Source organism: Pseudomonas citri (assembly GCF_025336485.1).
Classification (GTDB): Bacteria; Pseudomonadota; Gammaproteobacteria; order Pseudomonadales; family Pseudomonadaceae; genus Aquipseudomonas; species Aquipseudomonas citri.
Genome location: NZ_JAODAB010000003.1, coordinates 292,055 through 312,712, shown reverse-complemented (window position 1 = coordinate 312,712; position 20,658 = coordinate 292,055). Strand labels below are relative to the sequence as shown.

The following is a 20,658-nucleotide window of genomic DNA, read 5'->3' as shown; positions in this document are numbered from 1 at the left end:
GCGTCGGGTTTGCCAGCTCAGGCCTTCATTCCGTGAAACAGCAGCTCGGTGATGCGCCGCACCTGAGTGGAATGCGCCTCGACATCCGGCTGTTCCTGGTTGACCAGCCGGAACAGCTGCAAGTGCGAGTAGTCGTTGAGCAGGAACGCGGCAAGTTCGACGTCCAGGTCGGGGCGCAGTTTGCCAGCCTGTTGCAGTTCCCGGATCAAGCCGCTGATTTCAGCCCTCAGGGCATCGTTCATTGCGCGATAGCCCTCGGGCAGGCCGTTGTCGCCACCGAACAGGATCAGTGGCAGCAGTTCGCGCCAGAGACTAGGGTGCATGACTTGCAGGGCGTAACCGGTGAGCAGCCGTTCCAGGTAGCACAGCGCCTCGATCGGGTCCTCGATCTCGGGGATCCGATTGCGGGTGTCCTTGAGGGCACGCTGGTCGGCGTCGTGGAGGATTTCCAGGATGATTTCCTGCTTGTTGCCAAAGTACTTGAACACGGTGGGGGCCGAGACGCCGGCCTGGCTGGCGATCTGTTCGATGGTGGTGTTCTGGAAGCCCTGGCGCTCGAACAGCTCGACGGCTGCCTTGCTGATGGCTTGGCGTCGTTCGGCTTTCTGGCGTTCACGCAGTCCGCTCACGGGAGGTCCTTGTGGTTGGGTGGATGGAAGAGGGTAAAGGCCCGGTTCAGGAACCACAGGATTCTGGCTGACCCGCAGGCCGGAGACACCCGTGCAAAATACTTAACTCGATAAATTTTTTAAAGGACTTGTTTCAGCGCAAAGCGTGCGGAAACAGGCGGCTTGGGTGCCGCGCAGGTGTCTAGCCTGGGCAAAAGGCCATGTCGCAACTGGCGAAATCAGGTAACAGGAGGGCGCATCCAGGTAACTAACTCGGGAGGGAAGGCAGGTAACGTGTCGCAACTTTTCACCGTGTGCAGGTTCGTGAGGGGTGGATCAAAAAACATCCGGGTGTGCTGCTTTCAGGAGGGTGGCGAATTGGAATCCCGACGATCCCCCGGCACGCCTTAATGCCCTTACAAGAGAATAAGAAAATGACCAGCCCCAGTTTCAAGGATTCGAACGGCCATCTGGCACAGGGCTTCAAGCCTCGTCACGTCACCATGCTGTCCATCGCCGGGATCATCGGCGCCGGGCTATTTGTCGGTTCGGGACATGCGATTGCCGCAGCGGGCCCGGCCGTCCTGCTGGCGTATCTGTTCTCCGGCCTGTTGGTGGTGCTCGTCATGCGCATGCTGGGCGAGATGGCGGTAGCCAACCCGGACACCGGCTCATTCTCCACCTATGCCGACCAGGCCATCGGACGCTGGGCGGGCTTTACCATCGGTTGGCTCTACTGGTGGTTCTGGGTACTGGTGATTCCTATCGAAGCCCTGGCCGCCGGTCACGTGTTGAACCAATGGTTTCCTTCCATCGATGCCTGGGTGTTTGCCTCAGGGTCCATCCTTGCGCTGGCGGTGACCAACCTGTTCAGCGTGTCCAAGTACGGCGAATTCGAGTTCTGGTTCGCGATGGCCAAGGTCATGGCGATCATTGGCTTCATTGTCCTGGGTTTCTGCGTGCTGATGGGTTGGATCCCCGAACGTGAAGTCAGTGGCCTCAGTCGCTTGATGGAAGAACATGGCGGGTTCGCCCCCAATGGCCTGTCGGCGGTGGTCGGCGCATTTATCACCATCATGTTCAGTTTCATCGGCATCGAAGCGGTGACCATCGCTGCGGCCGAATCCGACAACCCGGCGAAGAATATCGCCAAGGCGACGCGTTCGGTGCTCTGGCGTATCGGTGTGTTCTACCTGCTGTCGATCTTCGTGGTCATTTCAGTGGTGCCTTGGAACGATCCACTCCTGGCTTCCGTGGGTTCCTACCAACGGGCACTGGAGCTGATGCAGATTCCCCACGCCAAGTTCATGGTGGATGTGGTGGTGCTGATCGCCGTGGCCAGTTGCCTGAACTCCTCGATCTACATCGCCTCGCGCATGCTCTATTCCCTGGGGCGGCGGGGTGATGCGCCCAAGGCGGTACAGGTGACGTCATCGGTTGGTGTGCCAAGGGCCGCGGTGATCGCCAGTACGGTACTGGGGCTGGGTGTCACCTTGTTCAGCTTCTTCATGCCGGCCGGGCTGTTCGAATTCCTGCTTGCCACTTCCGGTGCCATCGCCTTGCTGGTGTACCTGGTGATTGCCATCTCCCAATTGCGCATGCGCCGGATGCTGCGTCGCCAGAACATCGAACTGCCGTTTCGCATGTGGCTGTTCCCATGGCTCACCTGGTTGGTCATCGCGTTCATCTGCTCGGCCCTGGCGGTCATGATCGTGACGCCCGAGCACCGCGGTGAGGTGAGTTCGACCCTGGGCCTGGCACTGGTGATTTCCCTTATCGGCCTGCTGACATCACGTCAGCATCCGCAGGCCAAAGGCGCGGTTTCCCTCGGCTGATTGCCAGGCATTTTCCCCCGTTGGCGCCAGGTTCCTGGCGCCAACAAACCTTCCTCAGAAGCCCGCCCAAGCCTTGAAAACCCTGGTCTTGCTGCGCGGCACCTCCGCTGGTCACCCACATCGAAACCCAGCCCGTCGAACCGGCACTAACCCGTGCTTGCGTGGTCAGTAATCTGCGCCTGTAGCGACGAGGATCGTCTCTGATTGCGGCACGTCAGGCTACGTTAGTGTTTTCCCCGATGCCTGGGGGCACGAAGCTCGCGATGGATTGCGTCTTGGGACCGACTTTCCTTTTGCGGGCAACCTTCTATGGCTCTGCTTCTCGATCCGCGTCACGACATCGATGCCGCTTTATTGAGTTACCGCCGGGTGTTCTGGTCGCTGGCGCTGTTCAGTGGCGTGATCAACCTGCTGGTACTGGTGCCTTCGCTCTACATGATGCAGGTCTACGACCGGGTCCTGACCAGTCGCAACGAAACCACCTTGTTCATGCTGACGGTGATCGCCGTCGGGCTGTTCATGCTCAGTTCCCTGATCGAATGGGTACGCGGCGAGGTGATGATCCGCATGAGCGCCGGGCTCGACGAGGCCCTCGGCGAGCGCATCTTCGACGCGGTGTTCGCCCGCAGCCTGCGCGAACACAACGCCAACCCGGCCCAGGTGCTGACCGATCTGGCGACGCTGCGCCAGTTGATTACCGGCCAGGGCTTGATTGCCTTGCTCGACGCCCCGTGGTTGCCGATCTTCCTGCTGGTGGCGTTCGTCTTTCACCCCTGGTTCGGCGTGTTGACGCTGCTGCTGGCCCTTGTGCTGATCGGCCTGGCGTTGTGGGGCGAGCTGGTGACCCGCGCGCGCCTGGGTGAAGCCAATCGCCTGGGCGTGCAGTCGTCGATCTACGTCAACAGCACGCTGCACAACGCCGAAGTCATCCAGGCTTTGGGCATGCTCGGACCATTGCGTCAGCGTTGGAGCCTGTTGCAACAACGCATCATTGCCGCCCAGGCCCACGCCAGTGACCGCGGCGCGCGTATTACCTCGGCGACGCGTTTCGTACGCATCAGCGGCCAGTCGTTATCCCTGGGCCTGGGGGCGCTGCTGGTGCTCGAAGGGCAATTGTCGGCGGGCATGATGATCGCCATGTCGCTGCTGCTTGGACGGGCCCTGGCGCCGGTGGAAATCGCTATCGGCTCGTGGAAGCAATTCAATGCCGGGCGCCAGAGTTACCAGCGCTTGAGCCAGTTGCTCGCCCAGCACCCCCGTGAACGGCTGCGCATGCCGTTGCCCGCGCCTACCGGCGCGGTGCGCCTGGAATCGTTGTGCGTCGGCCCGCCCGGGGCCACGCAACCGATCTTGCGGAACATTCAGTTCAGCCTTTGCAAGGGCGATGTACTCGCCGTCGTCGGCCCCAGCGCCAGTGGCAAGTCGACACTGGCGCGGGCTCTGGTCGGGGTCTGGCCGGCCATGGGCGGGTCGGTGCGTCTGGACGACGCCGAGATCAGCCAGTGGTCCCCCGACGCCTTGGGGCCGCACCTCGGTTACTTGCCCCAAGACATCGAATTGTTCGACGGCAGCGTGGCCGACAACATTGCCCGCTTCGGCGAACAGGACGCCGAGCAGATCATCGCCGCCGCGCGTCATGCGGGCATCCACGAAATGATCCTGCGCTTTCCCCAGGGCTATGACACGCCGCTGGGCCCCGGCGGGCTTGGCCTTTCCGGGGGGCAGAAGCAGCGACTCGGGCTGGCCCGCGCGCTCTACGGACGGCCGTCGCTGATCGTGCTCGATGAACCCAACTCCAACCTCGATGAAGCGGGCGAGTTGGCACTGGTGCAGGCCATCAGCGCACTCAAGGACGCGGGCAGCACCGTGGTGTTGGTCACCCATCGGCCCAGTGTGCTGGCGGTCGTCGATCACATCCTGGTGCTCAAGGACGGGGTTCAACAAGCGTTCGGCCCACGGGAGCGGGTGCTCAAGGCCTTGATGCCAGGGCCTCGTTCGGCTGTCGTCAAGGAGGCGGGCAAAGATGCATGACTTGACCCCAGGGCCCGCCTACAGCGAGCAGAGCCTGAGCCTGCGCAACGGCCCCGCGCTGCCGGGCGCCAATACTGACGCCCGTGGCGCTGCGCGCTATGGCGTCGGGTTCCTGGTCTTGACGCTGGGCGGCTTTCTGCTTTGGGCGTGCCTGGCGCCGCTGGACCAAGGGGTGGTGGGCAGCGGCACGGTGGTGGTGGCCGGCGAGCGCAAGGCGGTGCAGTCATTGGTTGGCGGGGTGGTGGAAAAACTGCTGGTCAGCGATGGCGACCGCGTCCGCCAGGGGCAGTTGCTGGTGCAGCTCAACACCGTGCAAGCGCAGTCGCAACTGGACGTGACCCTGGGCAAGTTGCTCAACGATCGCAGCGTCGAGGCACGCTTGATCGCCGAGCGCCTGGGCAGTGCTGAAATCTCATGGCCCGCGCAATTGCTGGAGCGCGCCGACGAGCCGCGGGTCAAGGCGGCCATGGCCTTGCAGAGCCAGTTGTTCGTCACCCGACGGGCAGAGCTGGGCAGCCGTTTGCAGATCATCGAACACGAAGCCGCCGCGTTGCAGCAGCAGCTGCTCGGCTACGAAGGCGTCAAGCGCAACTACGATGCGCAGATGCGCTTCCAGCAGCAGGAGCTCGGAGGTCTGCGCGAGTTGGCCCGTGAAGGTTATGTCCCGCGCAACAAGCTCTTCGAGGCCGAGCGCAACGCGGCGCAACTGGCCGGGCAGATCGCTTCCGGGGTGGGGGATGTGGGGCGGACTCGCCAGGCGATCAACGAAAGCCGGCTCAAGGCCTTGCAGGCGCAGCAGGAGTTTCGCCGCGACGCCGAAACCCAGCTCAGCGAGGTGTCCGCCGAAGCGGCCGGGTATGCCGACCAGATCCGCGCCTTGCAGTTCGAAGTCGACAACGGAGCGATCCGTGCGCCCGTGGCCGGGCAGGTCATGGACATGAACATTCACACGGTCGGTGGCGTGACGCAGGCCGGCCAGACGCTGATGCAAGTGGTGCCGCTGGATGCGCCGATGGCGATCACCGCGCGGTTCGAACCGCTGATGGCCAACAAGCTGCACCCGGGCCTGCCGGTGCACGTGCATTTCACCGCGTTGCAGCGGGTGGACACGCCCACGGTCACCGGCACGGTGACGACGGTGTCGGCGGACCAACTGATCGATGAACAAACGCATCGGCCGTACTTCTCGGCCAAGGTCGAGATCGCCGCGGACACTGTCGTGTCGCTCCAGGCGTCCGGGCTGTTGGTGCGTCCCGGCATGCTCGCCGACGTCACGGTGGTGACCGGCGAGCGGACCCTGATGAATTACCTGATGAAACCCCTGCGCGAACGCTTGCTGGCAGCCTTCAAGGAGGAGTGAGCATGACCCACCGTTATCGCTATAGCTTGCCGGTGTTCCTGGGCCTGTGCGTGGGCTGGGTGGTGATCGACCCGGCCTTGGCCGCTGAAGCCGGCTTGAGCCTGACCGCCGCCTACGATGCTTCGCACCTCAACGATCCGACCCTGCAATCGGCCACCCATGCCTTTGAGGCGTCGCGGCATGAAGAAGCGATCGGTCGCGCGGGGCTCTATCCGCAAGTGTCGCTGACCTCGCGCTATGGCTATGGCGGGCGTACCGATGGCGGCGACGACCGCAGCTATGTCAACAGCAACGACTACCAGGCCAACAGTGTCACCCTGGCGGCCCAGCAACCGCTGTACGACAAGGCCCGTTGGGCCGCCTATCAAGAGGGCAAGGCGCGGGGCCAGTTGGGCAATCAGCTGTTCGATGTCGCCGGCCAGACCCTCTATGACCGGGTTGCCAAAGGCTATTTCGAGGTTGCCCGGGCCGAGAATGAAATCAAGCTGATCGCCCAGCAGAAAGTCGTCATCAGTGGTTTGGTGACGCAGAGCAAAAAACTGTATCAGGGCGGGCAGGGGGCGATCACTGACATCGACGAAGCCCAGGCGCGGCTCGATCTGGTGCAGGCCCAGGAGGCGGAAGCCCAGGCCCGTCGTACCGCGGCATTGCGCGCATTGTCCGGTCGCGCCAATGTGCCCATCGACGACATCCAGCCGATGCACGAAGAACTCGCCGCCGCCAGCCCGATTGCGCCGGAACAGGACCTGCCGTACTGGACGGCGATTGCCCGGGAGGCGAGCCCGGAATTGGCCTCTCGGCTGGCGGCGGTGAAAGTCGCCGAGGCGCAGGCCGATAGCCAGCGCGCGGGGCATTATCCGACCTTGTCGCTGACCACCCAACTGACCCGTCGGGAAACCCGCCAGTACGAGGCGCTCGATCCACGTCAGGATACCTATTACGTTGGCGTCCAATTGGATATCCCGCTCTATCGCGGTGGCGGGGTACGTGCCTCGGTGGCGAAGGCCGAGGCGCAGCTGGCCGGTGCCCAGTCCGACTACGACGTGCAGCGTCAACAATTGGCCGAGGACATCGAGGTCGATTACCTGGGGGTCGTCGCCGGGTTTGCCAAGAGCAAGGCGATGCAGCGGGCCGTGGAGTCCAATCAGCGGGCCTTGGTCTCGACGCAAAAGGGCTTCGAGGGCGGCGTACGCTCCACCGTGGACATCCTCGATGCACAACAGCGGCTGTTCCAGGCCCGCCGGGACTTGCTCAATACCAAGCTCGACATGTTGCAAAGCTACGTGAGCCTGCACACCCACACCGGCCAGATGAACCGCGCAGTGCTGGAACAGGTGCAAAGCCTGTTCTGAATACGCCGGTGGGCCCGGTTCACAGCCATCTCGGGGCAGTGAAGAACGAGGCCATTTCCGAGCGGGCCAGCGCCGAGCCGAAGTAGGGACCTTGCACATGATCGCAGGCCACGCTGCGCAGTTGGCTGAACTGCCGGGCATTCTCGATGCCTTCGGCGGTGACCTTCAGGCCGACGCTGCGGCTGAGTCGAATCATCGCCAGCACGCCTTCCTCGTCATGTTCCAGGCCTAACTGCGAGAGGATATTGCGGTCGAAGCGAATGCCATCGAATGGTTGGTTCAGCACCTCGCGAAGGGACGCGATGTTGGTGCCGAACTGGTCGATGTTGATGCGTACGCCCAGCGCCTTGAGGGCATGCAAAGTGTTGGCTACGGTCTGGTGATCGACCAGCAGAATCCCTTCGGCCACTTCCAGGGTCAGGCGATCGGGCGCCAGGCCGCTGGCCTGGAGGGCGGCTTGCACCTGGTCGAGCAAAAAACTGCTGCTGAACCATTTCGGCGAAACCGCGATGGACACGTTGACGGTGCTCGGCCAGGCCGTGGCTTCTTCGCACACGTGGGTCAGCAGCCAGGTGCCGAGTTCCTCCAACTGGCCCGAGGCTTCGGCAACCGGGATGAACTCGCTCCCGCCCAGCTCGCCTCTTTCAGGATGGTGCCAGAAGGCCTGGGCTTCAAACCCGTGCAGTTGTTCGGCATTCACGTCGAACCGCGGCAGGTAGCGCAATTCCAACTGGTCGTGGTGCATGGCGTCGCGCAGTTGCTGCTCGTATCGCCGGCGGTCGCGGGCCAGGTTCCCCATGGCATCCACGTACACGCGCCAGGTGTTACGGCCGGCGGCCTTGGCCGCGTACAGGGCGATATCGGCCTGGCGCAGCAGCTCCTCGGCGCGGTTATCGTCGGGCTGTGACCAGGCCACGCCGATGCTCACGCCCAGGTACAACGTGTTGCCGTCCAGGTGCATGGGACGTTGCATGCAATCGATCAGACGTTTGCACAGTTGATCCATGTCCTGCGCCGTACCCGGGTCGGGCATGACAATCACAAACTCGTCGCCACCCAGGCGGGCCACCAGGTCGGTGCCGCGCACGTTCTGTTGGAGGATATGGGCGACTTCCTTCAACACCTTGTCGCCGACGGCGTGCCCCAGGGAGTCGTTGACCGGCTTGAACCGATCCATGTCCAGGTTCAACACGGCCAGCGGTACGCCGCTGGCCGGGTCCAGGTGTTCGCTGAGGCAGTCGAACAGGCGAGTGCGGTTGGCCAGTCCGGTCAGCGGGTCGTGCAGCGAGAGGTGCTTGATCTGGGCCAGCGCCCGTAGTTCCTCGGTGATGTCCGTGGCGGTGCCGCGAAAGCCCAGGGCGCCAGCCTCGATGGCGCGTACCGAGAGTTTGCAGGTGCGCAGGCGCTGGTTGCGCGCCGTGTATTCGCACAGCAGTGGTGCACACGAGGTGCTGCTGGCGCCGCTGAGCAGCCAGTGGGCGATCGAGATCGAGCCGTCGTGAGGGTTGAGCAGTTGGTGCAGGGGCTTGCCCAGCCATTCGGCCGGACTGAAACCCGTCACCTGCTCGAAGCGTTCCGACAGATAGGTCAGTGTTCCGTGGGCGTCCACTTCCCACAGCCAGTCGGACGACACCTCGGCGATGTCGCGGAAGCGTTCTTCACTGCGCTCCAACGCCTTGCGATGGGCCAGCAGGCTGGTGTACTGGCGTTCCTGGGCGCGCAGCATGGCCAAGGCATGGCGCAACACGGCCACGGCCAGGAATGCCAGGACCAGGAACGCCACCGCCAGCAAGGGCAGCAGGATCTTGCGCAGATCTTGCCCGGGGGTTTCAGGTCGCCACGCCAGGGCTTCCTGGGTCAACGGGTCCAGCAACAGCTGGGCGGTGTCAGCCGGGCCCGGTGAGCGGGCGATGTGGGCGTTGGGCAGCGCATAGTCCCGTGCCAGGCTCTGCAGGGCCGTGGTGTCGAGGACTTTGACAAAAAGCATCAGGCTGGGTGGGCCTGGTACTTCGGCCACGCTGTGGTCCGTGCCGGTGGTGATGGCTGACGTGGCGACGTAGGCGGGCGCGCCGTTGTGATGCAACTGCTCGACAATCACTTCATCGCGGTTTTTTGGGGCGCTGGCTTTCTTTTTCAGTGAACGCAGGTCACCGGCCAGCCAGGTGTCGGCATCGACATCGCTCATCTGGCCGTCGATCACCGAATAGACGGTCTTGCCGTTGGGGGCAATGACGAACACCGCCTGGTAGCCGTAGAGCGAGTACACGCTGCTGCCGACGTTTTCCTGGTCGTAGGCCCATGCCTTGTCCACCTGGAGATGCAAATGCCGGTAGGCGTCGCTCCACTTGGAGTAGTCGCTCAGGTCGCGTCCGATACCGCTGCGCACGCTATCGATCGCCCGCTGGGCAAAAAACTGGCTTTGCTCCCGGGCGCGCGCATCCTGGGCTTCGGTGACGTTGAGCAACACGGCAATGGCCAGGGCGGACATGACAAAGAGCAGGAACATGATGGCCGGGAAGGTGCGGCGGGTAAAACTTCGGGTTGGCCGGCCCGAGGGGAAAACAGCAGTGTCGTTGCCAGCATTTTCAGTCATAAACAAGCCATCAGCTAAACGCGAAATATCCCGCATGCCTCTGTATCGGCTGACCGATCGATTAACTTAATTAACCAGACACCCGGTAGAGTGTCAGTTCGGCGCACAGGCCGCCGCCTTCGCGGTTGCTCAAGGTCAGTGAGCCGCCCAGGGCCATCGCCAGTTGCTGGGCGATGGCCAGGCCCAGGCCGGTGCCGCCGGTTTCCCGGTTACGCGAGCTTTCCACCCGGTAGAACGGCTTGAGCACCTCGGCCAGTTCCTGCTCACTGATGCCGGGGCCGCGGTCGAGTACGCGGATCGCCAGTTGCCCGTTGTCGACCGGTTGCACCTGGATCTGCGCTGCACCGCTGAATTTCAAGGCGTTGTCCACCAGGTTGACCAGCACCCGCCGCAACGCGTGGGGGCGGGTGTCGATCACGGCGGCGTTCTTGCCGGACAACTGCACGTCCTTGCCGGTGTCCTGATAATCGAACACCAGGCTGTCGAGAAATGCATCCAGGCTGATGCGACAACTGGCCTCGGTGGCGCCGTGGAGGCTGCGGGCGTAGGCCACGCCTTCGCGCACCAGGTGTTCCATTTCGCCCAGGTCGTTGCAGAGCTTGTCCTTCTCCACGCTCTCGTCCATGAACTCGGCGCGCAGCTTCATGCGGGTGATCGGGGTCTGCAAGTCATGGGAAATCGCCGCCAACAACTGCATGCGCTCCTTGAGATAGGCCGCGATACGGTCCTGCATGGCATTGAACGCCTTGGCGGCGTGCACCACTTCGACCGGGCCCTTTTCGTCCAGGCGCACGCCATGGGCGTTCGGGTCCAGGGTTTCCACCGCGCCGGCCAGTCGGGTCAGTGGGCGGACGGCGATACGCACCGCCAGCCAGGTGCAGCCGATCAACAGCGCCAGTTGCCCGAGCAGCACTGCGGGCAGCCAGGGTGAGAGGGGCGCCATGGCCGGGCGGACATCGATGGTCAGCGGGCTGCCGTCGCCCAGGCGCAGATGGGCCTGATAATGCTTGCGCGGCCCGGGTATGTCGGTGAAGGTCAGCGGGTAGGCCTGGCCGATCGCTTCCTGGATCGAACTCACCGACACCGGTGCCTCGTCCGCGATCATCGGTTGGCCGGGTTGCCCTTCGTCGAGCCGGTATCCGTAATTGGGCCGGGTGAGTTTCGCCAGCCAGGCCTGGCGTTCACCGGCCGGCAGTCGGTCGAGGATGGCGACGGAGGTGGCGACATCGGTCTCCAGGTTGCCGAGCATGGTGGACTTGGCGCTTTGGTAGCGCTCGTAGTACTGGACGCCGAACGAAAGGCCTTGGGCGAGGATCAGGCCGATCAGGAAAATCAGCGACAGCCGCGAGGCCAGGGTGCGTGGCCAGCGCATCGGCGGCGTCACAGCGACGCCTCGAGGATTTCCACCGGCAGCGAGAACACATAGCCTTCACTGCGCACAGTCTTGATGTAAGCCGGCTCCCGGGCATCGTCCAGCAGGCGTTGGCGCAGGCGACTGACCAGCAGGTCAATGGAGCGATCGAACAGATCGGCGTCCCGGCCCTGGGTCAGGTTCAGCAGCTGATCGCGGTTGAGCACCCGCTGCGGATGGTCGAGAAACACCCGCAACAACCGATACTCCGCACCGCTCAAGGCGACCATGGTGCCGTCGCTGTCCAGCAAATGCCGCGCGGTGGTGTCCAGGCGCCAGCGCCCGAAGGCCAGCAGGCGACCGCTTTCGGTGACCACCAGGTTGGGTGGCAGCATGCGGGTGCGGCGCAGTACGGCATTGATGCGAGCCAGCAGTTCGCGGGCGGCGAAGGGCTTGACCAGGTAGTCGTCGGCGCCCATCTCCAGGCCGATGATGCGGTCGGTTTCATCACTGCGCGCAGTGAGCATCAGTACCGGCGTGGCCTTGTGCTTGCCGGCGCGCAACTCCCGGCACAGCACCAGTCCGTCATCACCAGGCATCATGATGTCGAGCACGATCAGGTCGACCGGCGTGGTTTCCAGGAAGGCGCGCATCTGCCGGCCATCGGCAACGACGGTGGTGCGCAGGCCATTTTTCTTCAGGTAGTTGCCCACCAGTTCCCTGATCTCGCGATCGTCATCCACTATCAACACGTGATCGACATGATCCATGGTGTTCCATCCCTTAGCGTTTCGTTGTGACCAGTCTACAGGCGCCGCGCGACCCGGCCCGCGACGGTTTGTATTGCAGTGTATCTGGCGCGCGGCGGATACACAGCGATGCAAAAAGCCCGCTGGCCGGATACAGAGGGGATACCTGCGCGGCATTCAATGACGAGGGAGCAAGTTCCCTTCCCACAGGCCTACGCAGCCATTCATTGAGGTGTTGCCATGTTTCTGATCGCTTTTCTCGGCGGGGTCCTGACGATCCTCAGCCCTTGCATTCTCCCCGTGGTGCCGTTTCTGTTCGCCCGGGCCGACCGTTCGCGCGGTTCGGTGCTGCTGACTTTGACCGGCATGGTGCTGACGTTCGCCCTGGTGTCGAGCCTGGTGGTGGTCAGCAGTGAGTGGGTCGCGCGCGCCAGCAGCCTGGGGCGGCAAGTGGCCCTGGGGGTGATGGTCGTGTTCGCCTTGTCGCTGATGTTCAGCCAGGTCGGTACCTGGCTGGCGCGGCCGTTGGTCAGCCTGGGCAATCGTATTGATGCCGGGGGCGGTGCGGTCAGTGGGCCGGTCGGGGCGCTTTTGATCGGGGTCGCCACGGGCCTGCTCTGGGCGCCCTGCGCCGGGCCGATCCTCGGGGTGATCCTGACCGGGGCCATGCTGCAAGGCGCCAGCGCCGAGACCAGCCTGTTGCTGCTGGCCTATGGCCTGGGCAGCGCCTTGTCCCTGGGGACATTGATCCTGGCCGGGCGTGGGTTGGTGGGCCGGTTGAAACTCTCGCTGCCGATCACCATCTGGCTGCGCCGCGGTACCGGAGCGCTGGTGCTGCTGGCGGCGGTGGCAATTGGCACGGGCGTCGATAACCGATTGCTCGCCAACACGTCCTCCGAAGGGGCGTCGAGCCTGGAACAGCGGGTGCTGGAGAAGGTGCCTCAGGCCATCGATTACGTGGTCAGCAAGGCGGGTGCGGCCTCGATGCCGAGCCTCGACCCCCAGGGCGCCATGCCCGCGCTGGATGGCGCTGTGCAATGGCTGAACTCGCCGCCACTGAACCGCGAGGCACTGCGGGGCAAGGTGGTGCTGGTGGACTTCTGGACTTACGACTGCATCAACTGCCAGCACACGCTGCCCTATGTGAACGAATGGGCGAAAAAGTATGAAAAGGATGGGCTGGTGGTGATCGGTGTCCACACGCCGGAATACGGCTACGAAAAGATCATCGATAACGTCCGCGAACAAGTGCGCAAGCTGGACATCCGCTACCCGGTGGCCATCGATAACCAGTACGCGATCTGGCGGGCTTTCAACAACCAGTACTGGCCGGCCCATTACTTCATCGATGCCAAGGGGCAGGTGCGCTATAGCCATTTTGGCGAAGGGCGCTACGGTGAGCAGGAGCAGGTGATCCAGCAGTTGTTGCAGGAGGCGAAGGCCGGCTGAGCCTTGTGGCGAGGGGATACCTGTGTGAGCAAGGGACTTGCGTGAAAATGCTGGCCCCTTGCTCATTTTGATGCGGTCAAACTTCTTTCCTTTCAGAAAGTTGGGCGACAAACCTATGCGTATTTCTAAGTGGGTCGTGGCAACGTTGTTCCTGGCGGCCGTCTCGTCCGGGGCCCAGGCCAAGGCGCTGACGCAGAACCAGCAGTCCGTGTGCCGCTGGGGTTCGGACATCGCCGCGGGGGCACAGGCGTCGAAGCTGTCCGGCGTCAGCCTGTACGCTGCTCGCAGGAAGCTGCAAGTGCGCAGGTTTCCCCGCCCGTGGATGCGCATGAGCGCCCTGGGGATCACCGAGCAGACCTATAACAGCACCTCGCGCCTGAAGCCTGCCGCCGTCAAGCAGACTTACTACGAGCAATGCGTGCGCCATGAGCTAGCGCGACGATAGGCTTTCACGCCGGGCTTCGGCCCGGCATCTGGATGCGATTTGGCGATGGCCGGGGGGCCATCGCTTTTTTTGAGTCGTTCAGTCCTTTGTATAGTTTTGCCAGACCCGGCCCTCGTCCAACGCCAGGTGTTGTGCTTCGGGTTTACGGAACGGGCGGTCACAGTCGAGGAAGAACTCATCGAGCTGTGGCGGTTTGACGGCGGTGGCGCTGAGCATGCAATGCACCTGGCCGCGGTGATGGATCTGGTGCTCGAACAGGTGCAGCAACAGCCGGTCGATCCGTTCGCGCACCACACCGTCGACGCGTACCAGGTCGACGCTGCGGTGCAGGTCGTGTTCCCGCAAGGCTTCGCAGAACGCCACCAGTCGTTGATCGGTTTGGGGCTGGGCGGTCTTCAGTTCGGCAAATGTCAGGGTTTCGGAAAAGTCCCTGGCTTGCCCATCGCGGTCGCCTTCCAGGGCGGTGAGGTAATAGCGGTCCACTTCCAGGATGTGGCAAAGCGTGGCTTGCAGGGACGGGAAGAACCCGGTGCGCGGCGCCTCGTATTCGGCCTCGCTCAACTGCCCGCAGGCCCCCAGCAACCGATGGTTGGCCCATTGATTGTTCAGGGCCTGGGCCAGGAAGTAATTCATGGGAGGTCTCCTTGCTCGCGATTGGACTGATCCAGCATAGCCGGTTCAGAAAGACTGCAATCGCGAGCAAGCTCGTTCCCACCCTGTCCAGGGTAGGCGTCACAACCCCACATCAGGCAGTTGCGGCCGGTTGGCCAGGGCCTTGGCCATGATCTGCTCGACGTACAACCGGTCTTGCGCCGGCAAGGCCAGGCGTGGAGGGCGGGTGAGGGCGCTGCCGCGGCCGGCGATGGCTTCGCACAGCTTGATGCATTGCACCAGGTCGGCGCGGGCGTCCAGGTGCAGGATCGGCATCAGCCATTCGTAGATCGGCATGGCTTCGGCGAAGCGTCCGGCGCGGGCCAGGCGGAAGATGGTCTCACCTTCCTTGGGAAAGACGTTGGACATACCCGAGACCCAGCCCTCGGCGCCTACCGCCAGGCTTTCCAGCACAACGTCGTCCAGGCCTGCGAACAGCACGAAACGGTCGCCCACTTCATTGCGCACGTCGATGAAGCGCCGGGTGTCACCGGAGGAGTCCTTGAAGCACACGACGTTGTCGCAATCGGCCAGGGAAATCAGGATGTCCGGAGTCACGTCATTTTTGTAGATCGGCGGGTTGTTGTAGACCATCAGCGGTACGTCGGCATGCCGGGCCACGTAGCGGAAATGCTCGGCGGTCTCGAACGGCTTGGAGCCGTAGACCAGCGCCGGCATCAGCATGACCCCGTCGACGCCGACCTTGCGCACGGCATTGGCGACCTTCGCCGCTTGCACGCTGGTGAACTCGGCCACCCCGCAGATCACCGGTACGCGGCCACGGGAAGCGTCCACCGCGACTTCGGTCACGGCGATTTTTTCCTCGGCGCTCAGGGAGGTGTTTTCCCCCACCGAACCACAGACCACCAGGCCGGAGACGCCGTCGCGGATGACGTTGGAAATGACCTGATGGGTTTTTTCCAGGTTGATGGAAAAATCATCATTGAATTGGGTAGTGACGGCGGGGAATACGCCGCTCCAGTTGATGCGTTTGCTCATGGTTGTCTCCGGTTGTTAATGGTGTGTGGCGAGGGGATTTGTGGGAGCAAAGCTTGCTCGCGATGCGGGCGTCTCGGTTCCCATGGAGGACCGTGTCGTTTTCATCGCGGGCAAGCCTTGCTCCCACAGGGGGCGATGCCAGTTCAAGAAGTCATGCACCCGGCCAGGTATCGGAAAGCCGATAGCCTTGCGGCCAGGGATCCGCCGGGTCGAGCAGCAACTGATGCGTCCCGGTGATCCACGCCCGGCCGGCAATGCAGGGGTAAATTGCCGGGCGTCCGGCCACGTCGGTCAGGGAGTCGATGCGGCAGTGGAATTCGGAACCGATGATCGAGCGCCCGATGAAGCGATCGCCCACCTGCATCAGCCCTTTGGCCTGCAACACCGCCATGCGCGCCGAGCAGCCGGTGCCAGTGGGGGAGCGGTCGATCTTGCCGGGTTGGATCACCACGGCATTGGCGCCGGTGGCGATGCCGTGCTCGTGGACGATGGGCGCGGCGATCTGGCAGAACGAGATGTGCGACCAGTCCGGGTTCAGCGGATGAGCGAAGCCCAATTGTTCATTGGCGGCGCGGGTGATTTTCAGCCCCACCGCCACCAGCTCGGCGGCTTCGTCGGGGCGAATGGCAAAGCCCAGGCGCTGGGCGTCGACGATGACAAAGCTGTCGCCGCCATAGGCCGTGTCCACTTGCAACGAACCCAGGCCCTCGACTTCGATCCAGGCATCGAGGCGGTCGGCGAACGAGGGCACGTTCTTGATTTCCACCCGCTGCACCTTGCCGTAGCGGCAGTCGGCCACGGCTTCGATCAGCCCGCCGGGGGCTTCGAGCACCAGGCGGGTCTGGGGTTCGCGCATCGGCAGGATGCCGCTGTCCAGCAGCACGGTGGCGACGCACAGGGAGTTGGAGCCGGACATCGGTGGGGTATCGGCCGGCTCCATGATGATCCAACCCATTTGCGCCCGTGGGTCCTTGGCCGGCACCAGCAGGTTGACGTGACGGAACACACCACCACGGGGTTCGTTGAGCACGAAGTTGCGCAGGGTGTCGTCCCGGGCGATCCAGCGTGACTGTTCCCACACTGTGGCGCCGGGTGGCGGGGCGACGCCACCGACGATCACATCGCCGACTTCGCCTTCAGCGTGGCAGCTGACGACATGGATGATTTTCGATGAGCGCATGGGGGCGATCCTTGTGTTGTCTTATAGGGCCTCATCGCGGGCAAGCCTTGCTCCCACAAAGGGTTCTGTGGCGTACACAAACCTGTGTGGGAGCGAGCCTGCTCGCGATGAGGTCATCGGCTATTTCACCGACCGGAGAAACGCCGCCGTCTGCGGCTGCATCGGGTTGCCGATCACCTGCTCCGGCGGCCCGATTTCGTGAACCCGGCCATTGCAGAAGAACGCCACGCGGTCGGACACGTCGCGGGCGAAGCGGATCTCGTGGGTCACCAGCACCATGGTCATGCCGTCTTCGGCGAGCATGCGCATGGTGTCCAGCACTTCACCCACCAGTTGCGGGTCCAGGGCCGAGGTGGCTTCGTCGAACAGCATGTAGTCCGGCGACATTGCCAGGGCCCGGGCAATCGCCATGCGCTGCTGCTGGCCGCCGGAGAGCTTGCCGGGAAAGGCCTTGAGCTTGTCCCCCAGGCCCACATGTTCGAGTTGCTTGACCGCCAGGGCCTCGGCCGCCTGCTGGCTTTTGCCCAGCACCTTGCGCGGCGCGAGCATCACGTTTTCCAGCACGGTCAGGTGCGGGAAGGCGTTCCATTGCTGGAAGACGATGCCGATCTTCTGGCGCAGGCGATTGAGATCGGTGCCGCGGTCGTGGACCTCGACGCCGTCCACCCGGATGCTGCCTCGCTGGATCGGCTCCAGGCCGTTGATGCACATCAGCAAGGTGGATTTGCCGGAGCCGGAGCCGCCGATGATCGACACCACTTCGCCTTTGTCCACGGTCAGGCTCACGCCCTTGACCACTTCCAGGTCGCCGAAGGATTTGTGTACGTTTTCGATCTCAATCATGTTCCTGCCACCTTCTTTCCAGACATGCGCCAAGGCGAGCGACCACCAGGCTCATGAGGTAGTAAATGAGGCCCGCGATGCAGAGCACCAACAGGGGTTCCTGGATCCGCGTGACGATGGTTTGTGAAGCCCGTAGCAATTCGACGATGCCGATCCACATCACCAGCGCGGTGTCCTTCATCACCCCCAGCACCAGGTTCAGCCAGCCGGGAAACGCCACCCGCGTGGCAATCGGCAGGACGATAAAGCGCAGGTCCTGCAGGTAGCTCAAGCCCAGGGAACGGCTGGCCCGCCGGGTGCTCAGCGGCACCGCCAGCACACCGCCGCGGACGATTTCGGTGAAGTACGCGGCGGCGTAGATCCCCAGCACGATGCAACCGACGGCGAAGGCACCCAGGTCAAGGCCGGCGATGCTCTTGAGCGAGTTGAACAGCACGAACTGGATCAACAGCGGCACACTGCGAAACACATCCAGCAGCCACGCCAGGGGCAGACTGGCCCTGGGCAACAGGGCCCGCAACAGGCCGAACAGCAATCCGGCCAGGCTGCCCAACAAGATCGACCACACGGTCAGTTGCAGCGTGACCCAGGCGCCCTCGAGCAAGAACAGCAGGTCGTTAACGGTGAGGCTCGTAGAAAACATGACTCACCCTCCTCAGTAACGAAACAGCCGCCAGGACAACAGCCGGGCCAGCCCGACGATCGATTTGGCGATGAGGTAATAGAGCACCGCCGCGAGGGCGAAGTATTCGAAGGTGCGGAAGGTCTTGACGTTGTATTCCTGGGTGACGCCGGTGAGGTCGTTGTTCAACCCGACCACCACGCCCAGGGAGGTCATCAGCACCGCCCAGACCATCTGGTTGGTCAGCGGGTAGAAGACGATGCGCAACAGTTGCGGGACGATGATCATCCGATAGGCCTGGAAGGCACTCATGCCCAGCGAGCGGGCCGCGCGCATCTGCGTGCCGGGCACGGCCTTGAGGCCGCCGCGAAAGTTTTCCGCCAGGTAGCCGGCGTTGTTGAAGGTGATCCCGGCCAGCAGCGCCAGCCAGGAACTGATGTGCAACCCGAGGGAGCCGAGGCCGAAGTAAAGGATGTAGATCTGGAACAGCGAGGGCGTGTTGCGGGCGATGGAGACCCAGCCGTCGCCCACGCCCCGCAGCAGTGGATGACGGGCCCGGCGCATCACCGTCAGCACCAGGGCGATCAGCACGCCGAAGATCATCGACAGCGCCGCCGTCTCGAAGGTGATCCAGGCCCCGGCGAGCATGTCGGGCAGGGCGCGAAAGGCCGGGCGCCATTGGAAACTGTAGTCAAACATGGACGCAGTTCCCTATGTGGACAGGTGTGCTTGGCATGCCGAGCCCCTCAGTAATAGACCTGGGGCACGGTCAGGTTGGCGGGTGGGATCTCGGTGCCGACCCATTTGACGAACAGCTCTTTGTAGCGGCCGTTGCGCACCTGCTGGTTGACGAAGAGGTTGAGGTAGTTGAGCAGGCCGTATTCGGTGCGCTTGGCGCCGAGGGACACATAGTCGATGACGTAGGGCGCGTCCCCGGCAATCTTCAGGTTCTTGTACTTGCCGGACTTGATCGTCGCCGCGGCCACGGTGTTGGTCACCACGGTGGCATCGATGTGCCCCTGGGCGACGGCCAGCAACGTGTCGTTCTGCGATTGATAAGCGCGGAAGCTGCCGCTGCCCCAGCTCTTCTGGTCTTTCTCCAGGGCGATGGCTTCGTAGGTGCCGCTGGTGTTGCCCAAGGCCTTGCCCTTGAGGTCGGTGAAACTGTTGATACCGGTGTTGTCGCGGGTCAGCACTACCATCTGGAAGGCGAAGTAGGGCACGGTCAAGCCGACGGTCTTGGCGCGCTCGAGCGTGTCGGAGGTGGAGGCGACGATCACGTCGGCGCGCCCGGAAATGAGCGCCGGGATCCGGTCCGGGAACGGTGTTTCCACCACTTCGGCCTCCACGCCGAGGACCTTGGCAAGGTCATGGCAGTAGTCCACGTCAAAGCCCGCCGGCTTATTGCTTTCGTCGCGAAAACCCATGGGCGGAAAGTCCAGGGTCACGGCGCAACGCAGCTTGCCCGAGCCGATGATGTCGTCGAGCTTGTCGGCCTGGGCCGGGGTGATGAAGAGGGGCGTGAGGACAACGCCGAGGGCTACGGCCAGTGCTGGGTTTTTCATAAATGCCTCGCTGTCGAATAAATGCGGTGAGATATCGTATTGAGGATTTCGTATACGATATTAGATAAGCAATCAGCATGCCGATTTTGGCGTTATGCCGGAATGGCGGGTAACGAACTGATTTTTAAAAACAATTTGGCAAACTGGGGTTTTGGCGTTTCGGTTTGGGTGAACGGAGGGTGTTACAGATTGGAGCACCGTCGCCCCACGGGGGAACACACCTCAGCGCTGGTTTTCGCGAAACTGGCTGGGCGAAAGGCTGGTCAGGGCGCGGAACTGACGACTGAAGGCACTGTGGTCGGTGTAACCGCAGCGCAGGGCGACTTCGGTGATGGGCAGGTCGTGGTCCAGTAACAGTCGCGAAGCTTCTTCCAGGCGCGCCTTGTGAATCATCTGCCGCGGCGTGAGCTGGAAAATGCGCTTGCAGTGCCGCTCCAGTTGCGCCACCGACAAGCCGGCGATGGCCGTCAGTTCGGCCAGGCTGATGGGCTGGGCGAAGTGGTTTTTGATATGGGCGTCCACGGCCGCCAGTTTCTGGAACGCCGGGTGGCTCGATTGCGGCAACTGGAGGTCGCGGGAAATGCCGGCCAGGCCGACGATCCGCCCGTGGGTGTCACGCAGGGCGAGTTTGTGGGTCAGGCACCACACTGGCTGGTTGCCGTAATACAAATGCAATTCGAGCTGATCGGCCAGCTCCCGGCCGCTGGCCAGCACCTTGCGGTCCTGCTCGGTGTACACCGGGCCAAACCGCTCGGGGAACACTTGCTCGGCGGTGAGACCGAGCAAGTCGCTGCTGTGTTTGAAGCCACAACGCCGGGCCAGCGTTTGGTTGACGAAGGCGTAGCGGGCCTGGGGATCCTTGATGAAGAACACCACGTCCGCCAGGGTATCCAGCAGCGGGGCGATGGGTTGCAGGCTGGCGAGCAGGGTGTCGAGATCGCAAGGGGCGAGGGCGGTGAGCGAGGAGTACATGGCCGGCGTCGTCTTTGGGGATGTGTGCAGTGTCAGTCGAAAGCCGTGCGCCT

At 63.3% G+C, this 20,658-nt stretch carries 18 protein-coding genes; 6 read left to right on the top strand and 12 right to left on the bottom strand.

From position 1 onward, the window contains the following. Positions 1–17 precede the first annotated feature (17 nt). Positions 18–629, bottom strand: coding sequence for a TetR/AcrR family transcriptional regulator (locus N4Q37_RS05450; RefSeq protein ID WP_260955874.1), 612 nt, complete (start codon positions 627–629; stop codon positions 18–20). Positions 630–1,042: 413 nt separating this feature from the next. Between N4Q37_RS05450 and N4Q37_RS05445 the strand changes: the two genes are divergently transcribed. From N4Q37_RS05445 to N4Q37_RS05430, 4 genes are all read left to right on the top strand, one after another. Next, a complete protein-coding gene (locus N4Q37_RS05445; RefSeq protein WP_260955873.1) occupies positions 1,043–2,443 on the top strand; it encodes an amino acid permease in 1,401 nt (466 codons plus the stop codon). A 309-nt stretch (positions 2,444–2,752) separates the two neighbouring features. Then, positions 2,753–4,474, top strand: coding sequence for a type I secretion system permease/ATPase (locus N4Q37_RS05440; protein ID WP_260955872.1), 1,722 nt, complete (start codon positions 2,753–2,755; stop codon positions 4,472–4,474). Next, a complete protein-coding gene (locus tag N4Q37_RS05435; RefSeq protein WP_260955871.1) occupies positions 4,467–5,834 on the top strand; it encodes an HlyD family type I secretion periplasmic adaptor subunit in 1,368 nt (455 codons plus the stop codon). Before N4Q37_RS05440 ends, N4Q37_RS05435 begins: the two co-directional genes overlap by 8 nt. A gap of 2 nt (positions 5,835–5,836) precedes the next feature. Then, a complete protein-coding gene (locus tag N4Q37_RS05430) occupies positions 5,837–7,186 on the top strand; it encodes a TolC family outer membrane protein (protein WP_260955870.1) in 1,350 nt (449 codons plus the stop codon). A gap of 19 nt (positions 7,187–7,205) precedes the next feature. On the opposite strand, the gene N4Q37_RS05425 is transcribed toward N4Q37_RS05430, so the two are convergent. The 3 genes from N4Q37_RS05425 to N4Q37_RS05415 form a co-directional block, all read right to left on the bottom strand. After that, the gene (locus N4Q37_RS05425; RefSeq protein ID WP_260955869.1) at positions 7,206–9,779 is read right to left on the bottom strand and encodes a bifunctional diguanylate cyclase/phosphodiesterase; all 2,574 of its coding nucleotides are present in this window, start codon (positions 9,777–9,779) and stop codon (positions 7,206–7,208) included. 70 nt (positions 9,780–9,849) lie between these two features. Next, positions 9,850–11,151 (bottom strand): sensor histidine kinase, encoded by a 1,302-nt coding sequence (locus N4Q37_RS05420; RefSeq protein WP_260955868.1) that lies wholly within the window; start codon positions 11,149–11,151, stop codon positions 9,850–9,852. A gap of 8 nt (positions 11,152–11,159) precedes the next feature. Beyond that, entirely contained in the window at positions 11,160–11,900 is a 741-nt protein-coding gene (locus N4Q37_RS05415) for a response regulator (protein ID WP_260955867.1), read from the bottom strand. Between the two features lie 219 nt (positions 11,901–12,119). Between N4Q37_RS05415 and N4Q37_RS05410 the strand changes: the two genes are divergently transcribed. After that, positions 12,120–13,328, top strand: a complete 1,209-nt coding sequence (locus N4Q37_RS05410; RefSeq protein WP_260955866.1) for a cytochrome c biogenesis protein DipZ — start codon at positions 12,120–12,122, stop codon at positions 13,326–13,328. A 115-nt stretch (positions 13,329–13,443) separates the two neighbouring features. Further along, positions 13,444–13,773 (top strand): hypothetical protein, encoded by a 330-nt coding sequence (locus N4Q37_RS05405; protein ID WP_260955865.1) that lies wholly within the window; start codon positions 13,444–13,446, stop codon positions 13,771–13,773. A gap of 78 nt (positions 13,774–13,851) precedes the next feature. On the opposite strand, the gene N4Q37_RS05400 is transcribed toward N4Q37_RS05405, so the two are convergent. From N4Q37_RS05400 to N4Q37_RS05365, 8 genes are all read right to left on the bottom strand, one after another. Then, positions 13,852–14,406 (bottom strand): DinB family protein, encoded by a 555-nt coding sequence (locus N4Q37_RS05400; RefSeq protein ID WP_260955864.1) that lies wholly within the window; start codon positions 14,404–14,406, stop codon positions 13,852–13,854. A 99-nt stretch (positions 14,407–14,505) separates the two neighbouring features. Further along, positions 14,506–15,423 (bottom strand): dihydrodipicolinate synthase family protein, encoded by a 918-nt coding sequence (locus N4Q37_RS05395; protein WP_260955863.1) that lies wholly within the window; start codon positions 15,421–15,423, stop codon positions 14,506–14,508. 151 nt (positions 15,424–15,574) lie between these two features. After that, positions 15,575–16,603, bottom strand: coding sequence for a trans-3-hydroxy-L-proline dehydratase (locus N4Q37_RS05390; protein WP_260955862.1), 1,029 nt, complete (start codon positions 16,601–16,603; stop codon positions 15,575–15,577). 120 nt (positions 16,604–16,723) lie between these two features. Then, entirely contained in the window at positions 16,724–17,446 is a 723-nt protein-coding gene (locus N4Q37_RS05385) for an amino acid ABC transporter ATP-binding protein (protein WP_260955861.1), read from the bottom strand. Beyond that, the gene (locus N4Q37_RS05380) at positions 17,439–18,089 is read right to left on the bottom strand and encodes an amino acid ABC transporter permease (RefSeq protein ID WP_260955860.1); all 651 of its coding nucleotides are present in this window, start codon (positions 18,087–18,089) and stop codon (positions 17,439–17,441) included. The genes N4Q37_RS05385 and N4Q37_RS05380 overlap by 8 nt, the downstream gene beginning before the upstream one ends. A 12-nt stretch (positions 18,090–18,101) precedes the next feature. Beyond that, the gene (locus N4Q37_RS05375) at positions 18,102–18,767 is read right to left on the bottom strand and encodes an amino acid ABC transporter permease (protein ID WP_260955859.1); all 666 of its coding nucleotides are present in this window, start codon (positions 18,765–18,767) and stop codon (positions 18,102–18,104) included. 47 nt (positions 18,768–18,814) lie between these two features. Next, entirely contained in the window at positions 18,815–19,633 is an 819-nt protein-coding gene (locus N4Q37_RS05370) for an ABC transporter substrate-binding protein (RefSeq protein WP_260955858.1), read from the bottom strand. Between the two features lie 222 nt (positions 19,634–19,855). Then, positions 19,856–20,605 carry an AraC family transcriptional regulator gene (locus N4Q37_RS05365; protein ID WP_260955857.1) on the bottom strand — a complete coding sequence of 250 codons (750 nt, stop codon included), beginning with the start codon at positions 20,603–20,605 and terminating at the stop codon, positions 19,856–19,858. Positions 20,606–20,658 lie beyond the last annotated feature (53 nt).